16 protein-coding genes and 3 pseudogenes are annotated in these 15,033 nt (G+C 58.5%); 9 read left to right on the top strand and 10 right to left on the bottom strand.

The window, feature by feature from the left end; all coding sequences use genetic code 11:
* Both GEU01_RS15855 and GEU01_RS15850 read right to left on the bottom strand, forming a co-directional pair.
* Window positions 1–223: pseudogene (locus GEU01_RS15855) on the bottom strand (IS5/IS1182 family transposase); the annotation flags it as partial.
* 141 nt (window positions 224–364) lie between these two features.
* The gene (locus GEU01_RS15850) at window positions 365–1,279 is read right to left on the bottom strand and encodes a helix-turn-helix domain-containing protein (protein WP_010518361.1); all 915 of its coding nucleotides are present in this window, start codon (window positions 1,277–1,279) and stop codon (window positions 365–367) included.
* 151 nt (window positions 1,280–1,430) lie between these two features.
* Here GEU01_RS15850 and GEU01_RS15845 point away from each other — a divergent pair, with 151 nt between their 5' ends.
* Window positions 1,431–2,177 (top strand): SDR family oxidoreductase, encoded by a 747-nt coding sequence (locus tag GEU01_RS15845; RefSeq protein WP_042710900.1) that lies wholly within the window; start codon window positions 1,431–1,433, stop codon window positions 2,175–2,177.
* Between the two features lie 31 nt (window positions 2,178–2,208).
* On the opposite strand, the gene GEU01_RS15840 is transcribed toward GEU01_RS15845, so the two are convergent.
* From GEU01_RS15840 to GEU01_RS15830, 3 genes are all read right to left on the bottom strand, one after another.
* A complete protein-coding gene (locus tag GEU01_RS15840; RefSeq protein WP_110507624.1) occupies window positions 2,209–3,180 on the bottom strand; it encodes an IS1595 family transposase in 972 nt (323 codons plus the stop codon).
* A gap of 98 nt (window positions 3,181–3,278) precedes the next feature.
* A complete protein-coding gene (locus GEU01_RS15835; protein WP_019086851.1) occupies window positions 3,279–3,743 on the bottom strand; it encodes a nuclear transport factor 2 family protein in 465 nt (154 codons plus the stop codon).
* 102 nt (window positions 3,744–3,845) lie between these two features.
* Window positions 3,846–5,054, bottom strand: coding sequence for an MFS transporter (locus GEU01_RS15830; protein ID WP_019086850.1), 1,209 nt, complete (start codon window positions 5,052–5,054; stop codon window positions 3,846–3,848).
* 105 nt (window positions 5,055–5,159) lie between these two features.
* Between GEU01_RS15830 and GEU01_RS15825 the strand changes: the two genes are divergently transcribed.
* The 6 genes from GEU01_RS15825 to GEU01_RS15800 all read left to right on the top strand — a co-directional run bounded on the left by GEU01_RS15825 (window position 5,160) and on the right by GEU01_RS15800 (window position 9,602).
* Complete coding sequence (locus tag GEU01_RS15825; protein WP_010517522.1) at window positions 5,160–5,807, top strand: TetR/AcrR family transcriptional regulator; 648 nt, start codon at window positions 5,160–5,162, stop codon at window positions 5,805–5,807.
* Between the two features lie 149 nt (window positions 5,808–5,956).
* On the top strand, window positions 5,957–6,718 hold the full coding sequence (locus tag GEU01_RS15820; protein ID WP_010517518.1) for an SDR family NAD(P)-dependent oxidoreductase: 762 nt from the start codon (window positions 5,957–5,959) through the stop codon (window positions 6,716–6,718).
* Window positions 6,719–6,749: 31 nt separating this feature from the next.
* On the top strand, window positions 6,750–7,202 hold the full coding sequence (locus tag GEU01_RS15815; protein ID WP_010517516.1) for an SRPBCC family protein: 453 nt from the start codon (window positions 6,750–6,752) through the stop codon (window positions 7,200–7,202).
* A complete protein-coding gene (gene bdcA, locus GEU01_RS15810) occupies window positions 7,199–7,912 on the top strand; it encodes an SDR family oxidoreductase (protein WP_019086848.1) in 714 nt (237 codons plus the stop codon). Before GEU01_RS15815 ends, bdcA begins: the two co-directional genes overlap by 4 nt.
* Window positions 7,913–7,960: 48 nt before the next feature.
* Window positions 7,961–8,851 (top strand): aldo/keto reductase, encoded by an 891-nt coding sequence (locus tag GEU01_RS15805; protein WP_019086847.1) that lies wholly within the window; start codon window positions 7,961–7,963, stop codon window positions 8,849–8,851.
* Between the two features lie 103 nt (window positions 8,852–8,954).
* Window positions 8,955–9,602, top strand: a complete 648-nt coding sequence (locus GEU01_RS15800; RefSeq protein WP_019086846.1) for a glutathione S-transferase — start codon at window positions 8,955–8,957, stop codon at window positions 9,600–9,602.
* A gap of 102 nt (window positions 9,603–9,704) precedes the next feature.
* Here GEU01_RS15800 and GEU01_RS15795 read toward each other — a convergent pair whose 3' ends face one another.
* Entirely contained in the window at window positions 9,705–10,865 is a 1,161-nt protein-coding gene (locus tag GEU01_RS15795; RefSeq protein WP_019086845.1) for an MFS transporter, read from the bottom strand.
* A gap of 165 nt (window positions 10,866–11,030) precedes the next feature.
* Here GEU01_RS15795 and GEU01_RS15785 point away from each other — a divergent pair, with 165 nt between their 5' ends.
* Window positions 11,031–11,759 carry an AraC family transcriptional regulator gene (locus GEU01_RS15785; RefSeq protein ID WP_081499993.1) on the top strand — a complete coding sequence of 243 codons (729 nt, stop codon included), beginning with the start codon at window positions 11,031–11,033 and terminating at the stop codon, window positions 11,757–11,759.
* A gap of 166 nt (window positions 11,760–11,925) precedes the next feature.
* The gene (locus GEU01_RS15780) at window positions 11,926–12,663 is read left to right on the top strand and encodes a hypothetical protein (protein WP_232272578.1); all 738 of its coding nucleotides are present in this window, start codon (window positions 11,926–11,928) and stop codon (window positions 12,661–12,663) included.
* Between the two features lie 402 nt (window positions 12,664–13,065).
* Here the strand turns inward: GEU01_RS15780 and GEU01_RS27785 are convergent.
* The 4 genes and pseudogenes from GEU01_RS27785 to istB all read right to left on the bottom strand — a co-directional run.
* Window positions 13,066–13,695: pseudogene (locus GEU01_RS27785) on the bottom strand (IS91 family transposase); the annotation flags it as partial.
* Window positions 13,696–13,788: 93 nt separating this feature from the next.
* Window positions 13,789–14,037: pseudogene (locus tag GEU01_RS27780) on the bottom strand (tyrosine-type recombinase/integrase); the annotation flags it as partial.
* A gap of 89 nt (window positions 14,038–14,126) precedes the next feature.
* Complete coding sequence (locus GEU01_RS27580; protein ID WP_232272577.1) at window positions 14,127–14,462, bottom strand: phage integrase N-terminal SAM-like domain-containing protein; 336 nt, start codon at window positions 14,460–14,462, stop codon at window positions 14,127–14,129.
* Window positions 14,404–15,033 (bottom strand): IS21-like element helper ATPase IstB (gene istB / locus GEU01_RS23000; protein WP_019086841.1); only part of this gene is annotated, 630 nt, incomplete at its 5' end. The genes istB and GEU01_RS27580, both read right to left, overlap by 59 nt.

The following is a 15,033-nucleotide window of genomic DNA, read 5'->3' as shown; positions in this document are numbered from 1 at the left end:
AAAACAACCCGTTCGCATAGCTGAAGATCAGAAGGGCCAGCATCAGACGCGGATGGTACTGTGCCTTGCCACCCGTGCGCGCTGGCACGCAGAACGCACGCATCGGAACCCGCTCGACGGCTGCGACAATGAAATGCGCCATATCGTCAGCAGGAAGCCACGACTTCAGATCAGGCGGCAGAAGATACGACTGAGACCGGTCAAACGGGATGAAGCTGCTCATCTCACCACCTTACAACCTTACCCCTTCACTGGGTACCCCAACCCGACAGGCTGCTAAAGGCGACCTTTTAGGTCTGCCTTAACTGCTATCTGGTCAAGGAATTTAAAGCAGGGAGGTAAATAGCCGCCTTATCCGTCTTCATCATAGCTTCCTGAAGTCGCGTGGACTGATGCCGGTTTCCCTGCGAAACATCTGTGCAAAATGGCTCGCACTCTCATAGCCACTGGTCAGGGCGATCTCGATGATGGACCTGTTGGTCTGTGACAGAAGCTCCTTCGCATGGTCCACACGCCGCCGGATAAACCAGCGTGACGGGCTTTGCCCCATGGTGTTGTGAAATGACCGGCTGAAATGAAACCGACTCATCCCGCACAACTTGGCCAGAAAATCGAGGTCGAACGGTTCGGCGAGATGGGCCTCCATATGATCCAGCGCCTTACGTAGCTTCCACGCTGGCAGTTGTGCGGGTCTGGACGTGAGCGAAGGCTGTGTCTGTGCATAATGACGTAGAAGATGGACGGTCAGACTTTCCAGAAGTCCATTCACAAATAGCGAACTGGCCGAATGAGGCGTCTGGATCTCGGCCGTAAGGCCTGTCAGCACGCCAGATATGAATGCGTCCTGCACACCGGAAATGTCGCACATGGAGAGCCGTGATGGATTCAGCTCCAACGATCGGGCGGCCCGGTTCACCAGAGTAAGCCCCAGATAAAGATGCAGGACTTCAAACGGACGGTCCGGATCGGCCTGCCAGCGCATGAGATAAGGCGCATTGGTCTGTGTCAGGAAGAATGATCCCGATCCGACCTCACTTTTCGTCCATTCACCGGTCAGTTCTCGTTCCTCGATCTGCGCTTCTCCCGAGATGATCCAGACAAGTAAGGGCTCGGCCACGGCCGGGACCAGCACTTCATCTTCGTGTTGCGGTCGGTGGAATATCTGCGCCTCTGCCTCTTTCCATGCCCCTCCCTGGCTTTGCGCGATCTTTCGGCCCGGAATACGGTCCTCCAGGGCATAACTGGCGGCATGCAGCGAAGAACGATGCGGATGCAACATCCGGTTTACCTTTCAGCCGTGCCGTGAATTGTCCCGATCAACTTACAAAATCGCAAAATCACAATGGTTTCAGCAAGAGTACGAGAGAAGCCAGTTCCCGTAGTCTCTACATGTTTTCTGATCTTTTTAAACAGATTGTGTGGAGATTATCATGAGTATCAAAGGTAAGGTCGCTCTTGTTACCGGAGCCTCCAGCGGGATAGGCGCGGCAACAGCACGCAAACTTGCGACAGAAGGCGTTATTGTCGGTCTGGCAGCACGGCGCAAGGACCGTCTGGACGCACTGGTGACGGAAATCACCGGGGTAGGCGGCAAAGCCGTTGCCCTTCCAACCGACGTGACAGATCTGGCGTCATGCAAGGCTGCGGCAGATTTCCTCATCGCCCGGTTCGGCAGGATTGATGTGCTGGTCAACAACGCGGGCCTGATGCCCCTGTCCAACGTTGACAGCCTGAAAGTGGATGAATGGCAGCGTATGGTGGACGTAAACGTGTCTGGTGTCCTCAATGCAGTGGCGGCGGTTCTTCCACAGATGATCGCACAGCATTCGGGCCATATCTTCAACATGTCCTCGATTGCGGGCCGGAAAGTCTTTACCGGTCTGGCCGTGTATTGCGCCACCAAGGCCGCCGTCGCAGCGTTCTCCGATGGACTCAGGATGGAGATCGGGCCAAAGCACAATATCCGCGTCACCTGCATTCAACCGGGTGCCGTGAAGTCGGAACTGTACGAGCAGATTACAGATGCCACTTACCGCAAGCAGATGGATGATCTGGCTGCTTCCATGACCTATCTGGAAGGCGAAGACATCGCTGACACGATCCTGTTTGCGCTGAACGCACCATCCCGAATGGATGTCGCAGAACTGTTTGTTCTGCCCACCGAACAGGGATGGTGAGGGTCGGAATCATGAAAGAACTTCCCGCTTATCAACCAAGCAGCACGGGAATTTCGGCATATGCACGTCGGCGCGTGAGGATTGAAGACGTCGCGACGGCGCGGCATGCGGCCGGGATCATACCGAACATGTTGTGTCTTCGATTGGTGGTCCAGCAGAAGGCGCCGAGATAATCGGATGTGTGCTGCGGGGCGATGGCCTTATGCGTTGCCTTGAGGGCCGTGCTCAGATTGGCAATGGCGGTGTTGAGGCCGTGGAAGGGCGCGGTGCGCTGTCGGGAGGGGCGTTTGCTGCCGCTGACAGTGACCACATGGGATCTGGCAGGTGTGCCGAAGGCCAGAAAAGCCTTCAGGCCGTCGGTATGAACCCTGACGGCTGGCATGAGGCAGGTATCGGCGAATGCCCGCACCGCCCTGCTGGTGAAGCCGACCACCGTCCGCATGGCGACATGGCCCATACGGCCGCCCTCATACCGCTCGGTCGCGGCGATCATCCTGGTCTTGCCTCCCGGACCCGAGCCCTGGTTTCGCTCGCCACCCAGATAGACATCGTCTGCCTCGACCACGACGGGGGCACCGTCCGGACCTGAACCACCGAGAAGATAACGGGCTTCACGTTCGGTCATGGCGCGGCGCAGGCGTTTGGCGAGATACCACGCCGTCGGATAACTCACGCCTAGCCGACGCCCCAGTTCGATGGCCGAGACACCTTGTTTGGTACTGGTCATGATGTGCATGGCCCGGAACCAGATCGTGAGCGGAAGTTTCGTGCCACTCATCACCGTGCCGGCCGTGACCGACCAGCGACGATTGCAGCATGTGCAGCCTACCCGGCGGCCACAAAGATAATTGCGGGTGTGACTGCAGGACGGGCAGGCCATCCCAGCCTCCCGACGCGCCACCATCAACGCCTCGATACAGACCTCTTCCGTGCTGTAGAGACGCTCGAACTCAAGGTCTGTCAGACCCTTCATGACATTCAACATCACCAGAACTCCAGCCACTCAAGTTCATATGGGATGTTAAAACACGCCCTGTAAGGGCGTGCCGTTTTGTTGATAAGCGGGAAAGAACTTTGGCGAGAGCAATTTCTTTCAGGACATTAAAGTCCAAGGTCGGACAGCCCCGGATGATCGTCGGGGCGTCTTCCCGCAGGCCAATGGAACAGTCGGTCTCCGGCCTCTATCGGCAGGTCATTGATCGATGCGACCCGGCGGCGCATAAGCCCGGCGGTATCGAATTCCCACAGTTCATTGCCATAGGACCGGAACCACCGACCCGCATCATCATGCCATTCATAGGCAAAACGGACAGCCATGCGGTTATTGCGGAAACCCCAGAGTTCCTTGATCAGGCGGTATTCGCGCTCCCCGTTCCATTTGCGTGTCAGGAAGGCCACGATCTGATCGCGCCCATGGATTAATTCCACCCGGTTGCGCCATTGGCTATCCACTGTATAGGCCTGCGCCACCTGTTCCGGGTTCCGGGAATTCCAGGCATCTTCGGCAAGCCGGACCTTGCGTGTCGCACTTTCAATATCAAAGGGCGGGAATGGCGGTCGTGACATGGATAAGTTCCGTATGGTTGAGCAGGGTTAAAAGTGATGGTGAAAGCGATAGCCCCACACAGGGTAGAAGAGAAGGACGCCTTTGACACCCCCATTGCATCCTTAGCTTTCATGCCCGAGCTGGTGGCCGGGTCGAAACCCATGGGACCGGGCCTGCCAGGCGATCAGGAAGCCGACAGCGACAAGCCCCATCACCGCCCAGGGGAACGATGCCGCCCCCCATGTGTCGAGCAGCACGCCACCCAGAAGGCCCCCGCCGGCGATGGCACTGTTCCACGCCACGACATTCATCGACAGCGCGACGTCCGCACCATCGCCGGCCGCATCGGCCAGTGCTGTTTGGAGCAACGTCGCGGCCCCGCCGAATGTCAGCCCCCATATCGTGACACCGATCATAATCACCGCAGGCGACGCTGATCCGATGGCGAAAGCCCCTGCCACGACCGCGAATATGGCGAGGCTGAGCAGAACAGACAGACGCAGGGCGTGATCGACCGTGCGGCTGGTCAGCCAGATGCCGACAAGGGCAGCGACCCCGAACAGCAGCAGGATGCGATCTGCCTGTCCCGCCAGTCCGGCCGGTGTCACGAATGGCACGATGTAGGTATAGAGAACATTGTGCGCGAGCATCCACGCCATCACCACGCCCAGAACAGACCGCACGCCCGGCATGTACAGAACATGCCGGAACGGCAGACGCTCATCATGCGCAGCACCCGGAAAATCAGGAACCTTCGCCAGCACCCATGCGATCAGCAGCACGGTCAGGCCCGACATGATCCAGAAAGCCAGCCGCCAGCCAACGGCAGCGCCCAACCATGTCCCGGCGGGAACCCCCAGCGAGAGTGCGATCGGCGTGCCCACCATGGCGATGGCCAAAGCACGCCCTTGCTGGGCGCGCGTGACCATCCGGCGCGCATACCCTGCCAGCAATGCCCAGGCGAGACCCGCCGCAGCACCCGCTCCGTACCGGACCACAAGGGTCGTGCCGTAATGCGTCGAAAACGCGGTGATGGAATTGAACACCACGAAGCCTATGATCGCCAGCAGGAGGACCCGCCTGCGCCGCCATCGCTGCGTGACGAGTGTGAGCGGGATCGCCGCACTCAGCGAGCCTATGGCATAGGCCGTCACCATCTGCCCGGCGAGCGCCGGGGAAATATGCAGACCCGCGCCAATCTCGGGCAACAGACCTGCCGGCAGGGTTTCGGTCATGATGCAGATGAAGCCGGTCATGGCCAGCGCGAGCAGGCCGGCAATCGGAAGGCGTGCGTCGTTTTTTTGCGTGGGCACTGTGATGGTCGGGTTCATGGGGTGCTCATATATGGATCGTTTGATACATATATAGGGCGATAGCAGCCTTGGCAATCACTTATGGATCACTTAATATGGAAGTCTTTCGGAAGGAACGATGACATGGCGCGGACTGGGCGTCCCCGTGAGTTTGACCGCGACAGGGCGATTGACGCCGCCACGGCGCTCTTTTGGGCGCAGGGGTATGAGCCGACCTCCCTGACGCAGCTCAAGTCCTGCATGGGCAATATCTCGCCTGCGAGTTTCTATGCCGCCTTCGGCTCGAAGGAAGCCCTGTTTCGCGAAGTCGTGCAGCGTTATCTGGCCACATACGGGCAGGTTATGGCGCCGTTATGGGATGAAAGCCTGCCCCCGCGCGAGGCCATCGAACGGACGTTGCGCGGCTCGGCGCGCATGCAGTCTGCCCGCACCCATCCGACCGGGTGCCTGGTCGTGTGCGGTGCCAGCAACTGCTCACCTGAAAACGAACCTGTTCAGGCGCTTCTTGCGGCGGAACGACAGCGCACGCGCACCGGCATCAGGGCCTGTGTAGAGCGCGCCATTGCCAATGGTGAATTGAACGCATCCCCGGCGACAGATGTGCTGCCCGATATTCTCACGACTTTCTTCCACGGCATGACATGCGAAGCCCGGGACGGGATGCGTCCGGACACTCTGGATGCGGCTGTCACATCTGTGCTGACATTATGGGATATCAACGCGGTGAAACGGGGAACAGCAAAGCGGCCTGAGAAAAAGCTGACGGACTGACAGCGGCGAGACGATCCGGACCCGGCACGAAATTCCATATCGGTCGGTCCACAAATCCTTGACCCTGCTTCGTGTCCCTATTATGGATCGATTGGTATGGAAGTGGCGTTTACGGAACACAACGCCATGTCTCCTCAAGGAATCCGATCATGAGCACATCAAAAATCGCCTTTGTCACGGGCGCCAATCGCGGCATCGGCTACAGTATCGCCAGGCATCTGACGGCCGTCGGCATCAGCGTGATCGGCACTTATCACGCTAATGAAGACGAGGCGAAAGCAGCCGAAACCGCCCTCAGCCACGAGGACGCAAAGCTGCGTATGCTGCAACTGGACATCGCGAACCATGCGTCGTTCACGGAGTTTGCAGGGCGGGTCAAAGCCCTTCTTGCAAGCGGGTTCGGGCGGGGGGGGCTGAATTATGTTGTCCAGAACGCCGGCAACATCATCCACACCCGCTTCGACGCCGCAACGTCCGAACAGCTCGACAATCAGTACAATATCCACTTCAAGGGTCCGTACCTGCTGACGGTAGCACTTCTTCCGCTGATCCGTGATGGTGCCCGCATTCTCAACATCACCTCTGCCGCGACGCGCTTCTATCTGCCGGATCATGGTCCTTACGCAGCCATGAAAGCCGCAACCGAAGTCATCTCGCTCTATATGGCAAAGGAACTGGGCGCGCGGGGCATTACGGTCAATGCGGTCGCCCCCGGCGCGGTGGCCTCGGACTTTGGCGGCGGTCTGGTCCGTGATGATGCCACGGTTAACAAAAGCCTCGCGGAGATCACGCCGCTGGGGCGCGTCGGCCAGCCCGACGACATTGGGGCGGCGGTCCGTGGCCTCCTGTCCGACGACATGCACTGGGTGAACGGCCAGCGCATTGAAGTAACGGGAGGCCAGTCACTTTGATCCCACACAGAAAAGGGCAGGGAGAATCCGTATGATTAACGTTATGGCCAGCAGCGTCATCAATGCACCCGTTTCGTCCGTCTGGGGGCTGATCCGTGATTTTGGTGCCCTTGGAAATTGGTTGCCGGGTGTGAAAAGCTGCGTGATCGAAGGCGATGATCCCGGGGACCGTGTCGGCGCAATCCGCCGTGTTGAAATGGGCGATGTCGGTGTGATCTGTGAACAGCTTCTGGCGCTGTCGGACGTGGATCATGCGGTGACGTTCTCGATCATTGAATCGGCTCTGCCGATCCGGAACTACCGCTCGACCATCACGCTTCTGCCCATAACGGATGGCGATCGCATGTTTATCCGCTGGCGCGGCCAGTTCGAAGCGGCTGCCGAACACGCAGCCAGCATGGAGGCCCGGATGCCGACACACATCTACCAGCCAGCCTTCGAACGGCTGGCGGAAATTCTGGCGTTAAGGGAAACACGGTCATGACCAGCTTTCATGGTAAATCCGTTCTCGTGCTGGGCGGCAGTCGCGGGATTGGCGCCGCCATCGTGCGTCGCTTCGCAACGGATGGCGCGAAAGTCGTTTTCACGTATCTGTCCTCGCCTGACGACGCCCAGGCATTGGCGGCCGAGACCGGAAGCAGGGCCATGCGTGCTGACAGTGGCGACCGGGATGCCCTCATCGCGCTGATCAACTCGCTCGGCCCCTTGGACGTGCTGGTCGTCAATTCCGGAATTCTTGGCGCGGGTGATCCGCTGGACATGCCGCCGGATGCCATCGACCGGCTTTTCCGCATCAATACCCACGCGCCTTATCACGCGGCGGTTGCCGCCGCACGGACCATGCCCGACGGCGGCCGCATCATCCTGATCGGCTCCGCCAATGCAGACCGGATGCCGATGACTGGCCTTGCCGCTTACAGCGCCAGCAAGGCGGCACTGAAAGGCATGGTCAAGGGACTGGCGCGTGATTTCGGCGCGCGCAATATTACCGTCAACGTTGTCCAGCCCGGCCCTACCGATACCGACATGAACCCTGCCGATGGGCCGCTGAAGGACGTGATGCACGACTTCATGGCGATCAAGCGCCATGCCACGGGCGCGGAGATCGCGGGGCTGGTCGCGTATCTTGCTGGGCCCGAGGCTGGCATCATCACGGGGGCTGCATACAACATTGATGGCGGCTTTGCAGCCTGACGGAATGACTGATCCCCACCCATTCGCTGGAAAAAAGGAATGAGGACCATGACCCATTCATCCGCTCATGCCGCCAATGCGGGCACTTTCACGATCGGCGGCGATCTCGCCGTCCACCGGCTTGGCTTTGGCGCGATGCGCATCACAGGCCCGGGCATCTGGGGACCGCCTGTCGATCACGGCGAGGCCATCCACACGCTGAGGCGCCTTCCCGAACTCGGCGTCAACTTCATCGATACGGCAGATTCCTACGGGCCGGATGTCTCGGAATGGCTGATCAGGGAGGCGCTGCACCCGTACCGCAAGGGCCTTGTGATCGCGACCAAGGGTGGTCTGACCCGGTCAGGGCCGGACATCTGGAAGCCGGTCGGGCGGCCGGAATACCTGCTGCAGCAGGTGCACAAGAGCCTGCGTAACCTCGGCGTCGAACAGATCGATCTGTGGCAGTTGCACCGGATCGATCCCAAGGTCCCGGCCGATGAGCAGTTCGATGCGGTCAGATCCTTCATCGACCAGAAACTGATCCGGCATGCAGGACTGAGTGAGGTTTCTGTCGATGACATCAAGGCTGCGTCAAAGTTCTTTGACGTAGCCACCGTCCAGAACCGCTACAATCTCGTCGATCGCACCAGCGAGGACGTGCTCGACTACTGCGCCGCGCAGAATATCGGGTTCATCCCCTGGTTTCCGCTCGCCGCCGGTGACCTCGCGAAGCCCGGCTCAATTCTGGACACCATGGCAGGCAAATACGGCGCACACCCGAGCCAGATCGCACTGGCATGGGTCCTGAAACGCAGCCCGGTGATGCTGCCAATCCCCGGCACCTCGAAGGTCGCGCATCTGGAGCAGAATGTCGCTGCTGCCAGCATCACACTGTCCGATGAAGATTTCGCGGCATTAAATTCAGAAGGCCGCAAGGCGTTTCAGTCATCGCGGTAGGGGAGGGACCCCGGACAGTCACCGTTCCAGTGCCGAGAGGCCGGGGGGATTGTCCGGACGGACCCCTGACATTTTCGCTTTCGATGCCAATAAGGCTGCTGCAATGAAAATTTATGACTGGCCCACCGGGCCCTATCCGGCCCGTGTCCGCATTGCTCTGGCGGAAAAGAATCTTCTATCCGACGTTGAATTTGTGCCGATCAACCTGTGGAAGGGAGAACACAGGACACCTGGTTTTCTCGTCAAGAATTATTCTGGAACGCTGCCAGTTCTTGAACTGGACAATGGAATTTGCCTCGCTGAATGTACGGCGATCACGGTCTATCTTGATGCGCTTGTCGGGGAACCCACGCTGACCGGTCGAACGCCGCTTGAGAAGGGCGTAATCCAGATGATGACAAAACGTGCCGAGATCGAGATGCTGGATGCCATCAGCGTCTATTTTCATCATGCCACACCCGGTCTTGGTCCCGATGTGGAAGTCTACCAGAACCGGGAATGGGGCCTGCGCCAGCGCGATAAGGCCCTGCGCGGGATGCATTACTTTGATGGGGTGCTGAGAAAACAGCCTTTCATAGCTGGTGAGACTTTCTCGATGGCGGATATCGCAGTCATCGGGGGTTTTATATTCGCCAAAGCCGTAGAATTGCCGATCCCGCAGGAGTGTGAAGCACTTTTAGCCTGGTTCGCGCGGACGCAGGAGCGTCCAAGTGTCCGGGCGCAACTGGCAATTGTTCCGCCAAAGCACTGACGCGCAAAGTAACCCCGAACGGATAGATAGCGTCTGTCCTCATTCGGGATACCCGGATATTTCCAGAAGGAAGCTGAAAGCAGACATTCGTGGCGGGCTGTATCATTTCTGATAAGTGCGCTGGATCAGCACCGTAACCACAGCAAGCAAGCCTGCGCTACCAGTCAGCAACGTCAGGAGCGCCGAGACAACGCCGAGCTGATCGATCAGCAAACCTGTAATCCACGGTAGGATACCGCCAAGCAGATAGCCACCCGTCTGGGTTAGCCCGGCCAGCCGTGTCGCCTCTGATCTGTCGCGCGCGAAATCCAGAGGCTGGAGGAGCGCTATCGGGAACAGGCCTCCTGTCGCAATCCCGATCATTAAAGGTGCCAGCCATGGCACCGGCTTTGCGAGCAGCAGGCTAAGTGACCCCAGGATGGCGAGGCCGGAAAAAATCAGGGCGGCCTTGATGGTTGTAAGTTTCAGAGCGTGCATGATGACATGCATGCCAAAACTGATGCCCGTCTGGAACAGCATCATGATGGCGACAAGGAAGCCTGTCATATGGTCGGAATATCCAAAGGCACCATACAGCGACGGCAGCCACGCTATTGCGACGTAATTGATCCCGGCCTGAAGACCGAAGAACAGCGTCAGTCCAAGAATGCCGCTCCGGCTGATCGTGAGAGAGGGCTGTGACGCGGAGCGCGCAGGCGCAGCAATATCTTCACGCCATAGTATCCAGCAAAACCCGGCGAGTGCCGTGGGAAGCGCCCAGAAAGCCAGACCCAGCGGCCAGCTCCCGGTGGCGTCACTGATGCGGGGCGTTTCGAAAGCGGCCACGGCCGATCCCACGCCCATACTGGCGGCATAGACGCTCATGGCCGCAGGCGCGCGAGAGGCAAACTCACCCTTGATGAAACCCGACAGCAATGGCCGGATGATCGCGTCGCCTACGCCCACCCCGACGGCCGTGAAAAGCAGCAGTCCATAGCTGCCACCATCGAGGCGAAGGAGCAGGACGATCGTCAGAAGCGCCAATGCCATTATCATGGAGCGTTTCAGGCCAAGTCGCCGTTCCAGCATATGCCCAAGCGGAGACAGGCCGCCCATGCACAGGACTGGAAGCGTGGTCAGCAAGCCCAGTTCGGCGTTGGAGATGGCAAGAGTTCGTTCGATCCGGTCTAGGATGGGAGAGAGGGACGCAATTCCGGTACGCAGGCAGATACCGGCACCGAAGATCATCAGCCAGGGCAGAAGCGTTTTGGCGGAACGTGTCATGCCCTCTGCTATACAGGCTGATTTTTTATCCGGCGCTCGACAGGATGCCATAAACTGTCGAAAATATGCCAGATGAAGCAATCCCGATCCCTGCAGGCCAGCAGTCTTGCTGATCGCACGCCTCCCACAGAGTTACGTCCAGTGCGCGTGCATGCGGAGCATCATGTGGAAGCAGCGGATGTCGAACCTCATTGTCACACTAACCTCGGGCAGCTTTTGGCGACCACGCGTGGCGTAATCCGCGTCACGACGGAAGATAACCAGTGGCTGGTACCGCCCGGTCGGGCGCTCCTGCTGCCACCGGGGGTGGTGCATGCCGTTCACAGCCCCAAGGAAACCAGGCTGCGTGCCGTGCTGGTTGCACCGCAGATGTGCCGGGATTTTCTGCCAGCCTGTCGCATCATCGCCCTTACAACGCTGTTGCAGGAACTGATTGATGCGGTTGCCAGATGCCCGGCAGATTATCCCGTTCCTTCACCGGCGTCGCGCATAGTGGCGGTGCTGCTGGACCACATCGCGTTGGCACACTCCGAACCTCTGGGTATACCGCGTCCTTCGGATGCACGGCTGCGGCGTGTTACGGATGCGCTGATGGCCTCCCCGGCGGATGGCCGGTCACTATCCGAATGGCAGGATGTGGCTGGGGCCAGCAGCCGGACGCTGGCCCGGTTGTTTGAAGCTGAGGTCGGCATGAGCTTCAGTCACTATCGCCGACAGGTGCAGATGCAGGCCGCCGTTGGCATGCTGGCATCAGGCTTGCCAGTTGGAGAGGTCACACATACCCTTGGTTATTCCACGGCATCTGCGTTTGCGTTTGCATTCCGTAAGACTCTCGGCAGTCCGCCCAGTCGATTTCGTGACCAGGTTGAATGGTCTGATTATCAGTCTGTGTAATAACGAAAGATTTCGTTTTTCGTCGAAGACACTTGGCCGTGAGACGATAAGTCCGACCGACTGTTTTCGTCCTCTTGCGGGGCGTCAATTATAATTATCGGACTTCCAGTAAGCGGAAGGTGTTATTAAAAAAAGGCTGCAGAACGAATTTACGGATGTTTGTATTATGTCGACGATTGATCGTGTAATAGCGTTAATATCGCTCGTTTTCGCTATGATTGCCGCGATTGCAGGAGGATTTAGTGCTTTTTATGCATGGCGTGCAGTAGGCGAAGCTCACATTCAATCAATGGCATCTACTAAACAGACCGCTATCGCGCAGGACGCATTATTTTCCCAAACCCGGCCTTGGTTAAAAATATTATCCATTACGGATACTTCCATTTCAATTTACTCTGATGAAATAGGATCTGTCTTTAAATTTAATGCTCATCCAGCGTACAAAAACCTGGGGTTAGGGTTAGCTGAGGATGTGCAATTTTTCGCAAAAATTTACGTGATCGGGGCTGGTCCGGATCCGAGGCAAGCCTGCAAAAACTTCGCAAAAAACTTTGATTCAGATGGCGACCTCGTCTTTCCTCAGGAAACCAGTAACGACGGCGGTTATATCACTTTTCAGTCATCATTCGAAGATCTAAGAAACGAAGCGGCTAGAGTGTTAAGTGTGCAGCAACAACGTCAGGTATACCTTGGTGTGGTTGGCTGCCTTCTCTATCGCGGCTCTGGAAACGGGTCTGTGCTTATTTCTGGCTTCAACGGAACGATTGATCTGGATAAGGACGTCAAGTCTAAAATCGAAGTTTCCGATCAGATGTATTTGTCTCCTTATACAGCGCTACTGCAAGCCCCTCGAAATCTTGCGCTAAGCGTGCATGTCTATGACATGAATTACTGGGCCGAATAATGGTCCTCGTGTCTGCAGCCTGAGACCGAGCAGGGATTTGCGCAGACGTCTGTTTCTGCGGGTTCATACCGGAAAGCAGACATTCCGCTCTCATGAAGGGTTTCGGGCGCCGCGAGGCGTACGAAAGTCTGGAAAGACCGAACCCGCGATACGGGGTCTCAGTTATGGGGAATTTGCAACTGGCGCCCCCCCGGGGGGGAGAGCTCTGAGCCAGAGCATACAGGTGTGTTTGTGGAACTGGCACGGGTTTTTTATGACCGGATCTGCATGACGCGATGACAGAACTGGCGGTGCAGACAGCGATTTTTCCGGGTTTTCCTGTGATGTTTACAGGAACCTCTGTTTGCCGGAGCGGAGCCACTCCGGCATCGGAATCGGTCATGCTATGGCCTCTGCGGGCTGTCATGGTGATCCTCCGGCCGGATCAGTCGCCCGGTGCGGCTCTCGGGACTGGCACCATCGGGGAAGGATCTGGATGTTGATCATCGGACCACCGCAGTATGGGCACGGCGGTGGCGTGACCGGTTCGGCTTTCGGGCCTTCTGGCGTTGGTGTGGATATGACATTCAGCAGTTCCCGCATCCGGGCGAGGCTGGCCTTGCGGCTGGAACTGGCCAGCAGGCCATAATCGCGGATGCGATGAAATACCCGTGGCAGGACATGCAGCATGAAGCGGCGGATGAACTCATCCGTGGCGGGTGTCATGATCTTCTGCTGCTGGTGGGCCGCGCCCCGCCGGTAGTCCTTGTAGCGGAACGTCACACCGTTTTCGTTGAACGCCAGGAGGCGGCGGTTCGAGATGGCGACACAGTGGGTATAGCGCGACAGACAGGCCAGTACCGCTTTGGGACCGGCAAATGGTGGTTTGGCGTAGACGACCCAGCGCGTGCTGTGCACAGGGGCCTGATACCGCATAAAGGCACGCCGGGCTGCCAGAGGGGCAAGCTGCCCCCAAAAGGCCAGCCGGTCGGCATCGGAAAGTGCGCGCAGCTGGGTCAGGAACAGGCGGCAGAACAGTTTGCCCAGCCTGTCGAGCGGACTGATGATGGCCCGCACGGTCCGTGTCGCAACTTTTGTATAAAGGGCCGTGGTCTCCAGAGGGGAATGACCCGGCAGCACCTGGATTACGCGGATATCGACACCATCCTCAAGCCGGTGCGTGGCAAAGCTGTGCCGCAAGGTATGAGGCCCCGCACGTCTGGTGCTCGAAGCAGCCCGCGCGGCATCGACAACCACACAATGGAGCTGCCGTGTGCTGATGGGCCTTATGGTGTCCCGCCCAGGAAAAAGCCAGCCACTGGAATGCATCACGCCCTGCTGGCGTCCGGCCTTCCACCACTCCCGCAGCAGGGGCAGAAGGTCTGCCGGAAGCATGGCGTTGCGATATCGTCAGCCTTTGCCCCGTTCGACCCGATGCTTGAGGCAAGTGGTCGCGTTGAGCAGACGGGCAACCTTATCGCGGCTCAGCACGACAGGCAGGTTGCGGGGATGCGCACCCAGACCAACTTGCGTGCGAGGTCGGAGCAGTCGAGTGTTCGGGTGAAGAAAAAACGTAGGGCCGACACGATGACAGTCATGGTCGGTGTCGGCATCCCATCCTCGTTCTGCGCAATCTGGAACTGGCGTACATCCTCGGCTGTTGCCGTATGGGGTGAGCGGCCCAGAAACGTGGCGAAACGGCCGACATCGCGAAGGTAATTGCGCTGCGTCTCCCGGGAGAACCGCCGCACCGCCATGTCATCAAGCAGGCGCTGGCGAAGGGGACTGATTGCAGCAATGCACAGGGACTCTGTCATCATCCGGCTCCTTCTGGTGGGAAGAAGATCTGTCCTTTCTGTTTTTTGACGCGGCAGTGCTGGCTCGGAATCTGTAGCTGTTATTTCCTGTCTCGATGATATGACAGTGATGGGTTAGCCGATCGAGGAGCGCCGTCGTCATCTTTGGGTCATCAAAGACGTCTCCCCATTCACTGAAGCTCAGATTGGTTGTGATGATGACACTGGTGCGCTCGTAGAGGCGGCTGAGCAGATCGAACAGCAGGGCGCCGCCAGACGCGCTGAAGGGGAGATAACCGAGTTCATCAGGGATCACGAGATCCAGGCGGAGCAGCCTGCCGGCAATCTGCCCGGCCCGGTTGGCGGTCTTTTCCTGTTCGAGCGCATTGACCAAGTCGAACGTTGACCAGAAGCGCGCCTTCTTGCGGTGATGGGTGATCGCCTGGATGGGCAGCGCGGTCGCCAGGTGGGTTTTCCCGGTTCCCGGACCGCCGATCAGCACGACATTTTCAGCACGCTCGATGAAGTCCCCGCTATGGAGCTGGCGGATCATGGGCTCGTTGACCTGCGTATCGGCAAAGGAGAACCCGGACAG

The sequence above is a fragment of the Komagataeibacter europaeus LMG 18890 genome (assembly GCF_000285295.1).
GTDB classification, from domain to species: domain Bacteria; phylum Pseudomonadota; class Alphaproteobacteria; order Acetobacterales; family Acetobacteraceae; genus Komagataeibacter; species Komagataeibacter europaeus.
The sequence above is the reverse complement of the archived record's forward strand: the minus strand, read 5'-3'. Positions and strand labels throughout refer to the sequence as shown.

What these genes read in the sequence shown, in the direction of transcription:
- GEU01_RS15850 (WP_010518361.1), bottom strand. Translation starts at nt 1,279, where the DNA reads ATGTTGCATCCGCATCGTTCTTCGCTGCATGCCGCCAGTTATGCCCTG.
- GEU01_RS15845 (WP_042710900.1), top strand. Translation starts at nt 1,431, where the DNA reads ATGAGTATCAAAGGTAAGGTCGCTCTTGTTACCGGAGCCTCCAGCGGG.
- GEU01_RS15835 (WP_019086851.1), bottom strand. Translation starts at nt 3,743, where the DNA reads ATGTCACGACCGCCATTCCCGCCCTTTGATATTGAAAGTGCGACACGC.
- GEU01_RS15830 (WP_019086850.1), bottom strand. Translation starts at nt 5,054, where the DNA reads ATGAACCCGACCATCACAGTGCCCACGCAAAAAAACGACGCACGCCTT.
- GEU01_RS15825 (WP_010517522.1), top strand. Translation starts at nt 5,160, where the DNA reads ATGGCGCGGACTGGGCGTCCCCGTGAGTTTGACCGCGACAGGGCGATT.
- GEU01_RS15820 (WP_010517518.1), top strand. Translation starts at nt 5,957, where the DNA reads ATGAGCACATCAAAAATCGCCTTTGTCACGGGCGCCAATCGCGGCATC.
- GEU01_RS15815 (WP_010517516.1), top strand. Translation starts at nt 6,750, where the DNA reads ATGATTAACGTTATGGCCAGCAGCGTCATCAATGCACCCGTTTCGTCC.
- bdcA (WP_019086848.1), top strand. Translation starts at nt 7,199, where the DNA reads ATGACCAGCTTTCATGGTAAATCCGTTCTCGTGCTGGGCGGCAGTCGC.
- GEU01_RS15805 (WP_019086847.1), top strand. Translation starts at nt 7,961, where the DNA reads ATGACCCATTCATCCGCTCATGCCGCCAATGCGGGCACTTTCACGATC.
- GEU01_RS15800 (WP_019086846.1), top strand. Translation starts at nt 8,955, where the DNA reads ATGAAAATTTATGACTGGCCCACCGGGCCCTATCCGGCCCGTGTCCGC.
- GEU01_RS15795 (WP_019086845.1), bottom strand. Translation starts at nt 10,865, where the DNA reads ATGACACGTTCCGCCAAAACGCTTCTGCCCTGGCTGATGATCTTCGGT.
- GEU01_RS15780 (WP_232272578.1), top strand. Translation starts at nt 11,926, where the DNA reads ATGTCGACGATTGATCGTGTAATAGCGTTAATATCGCTCGTTTTCGCT.
- GEU01_RS27580 (WP_232272577.1), bottom strand. Translation starts at nt 14,462, where the DNA reads ATGATGACAGAGTCCCTGTGCATTGCTGCAATCAGTCCCCTTCGCCAG.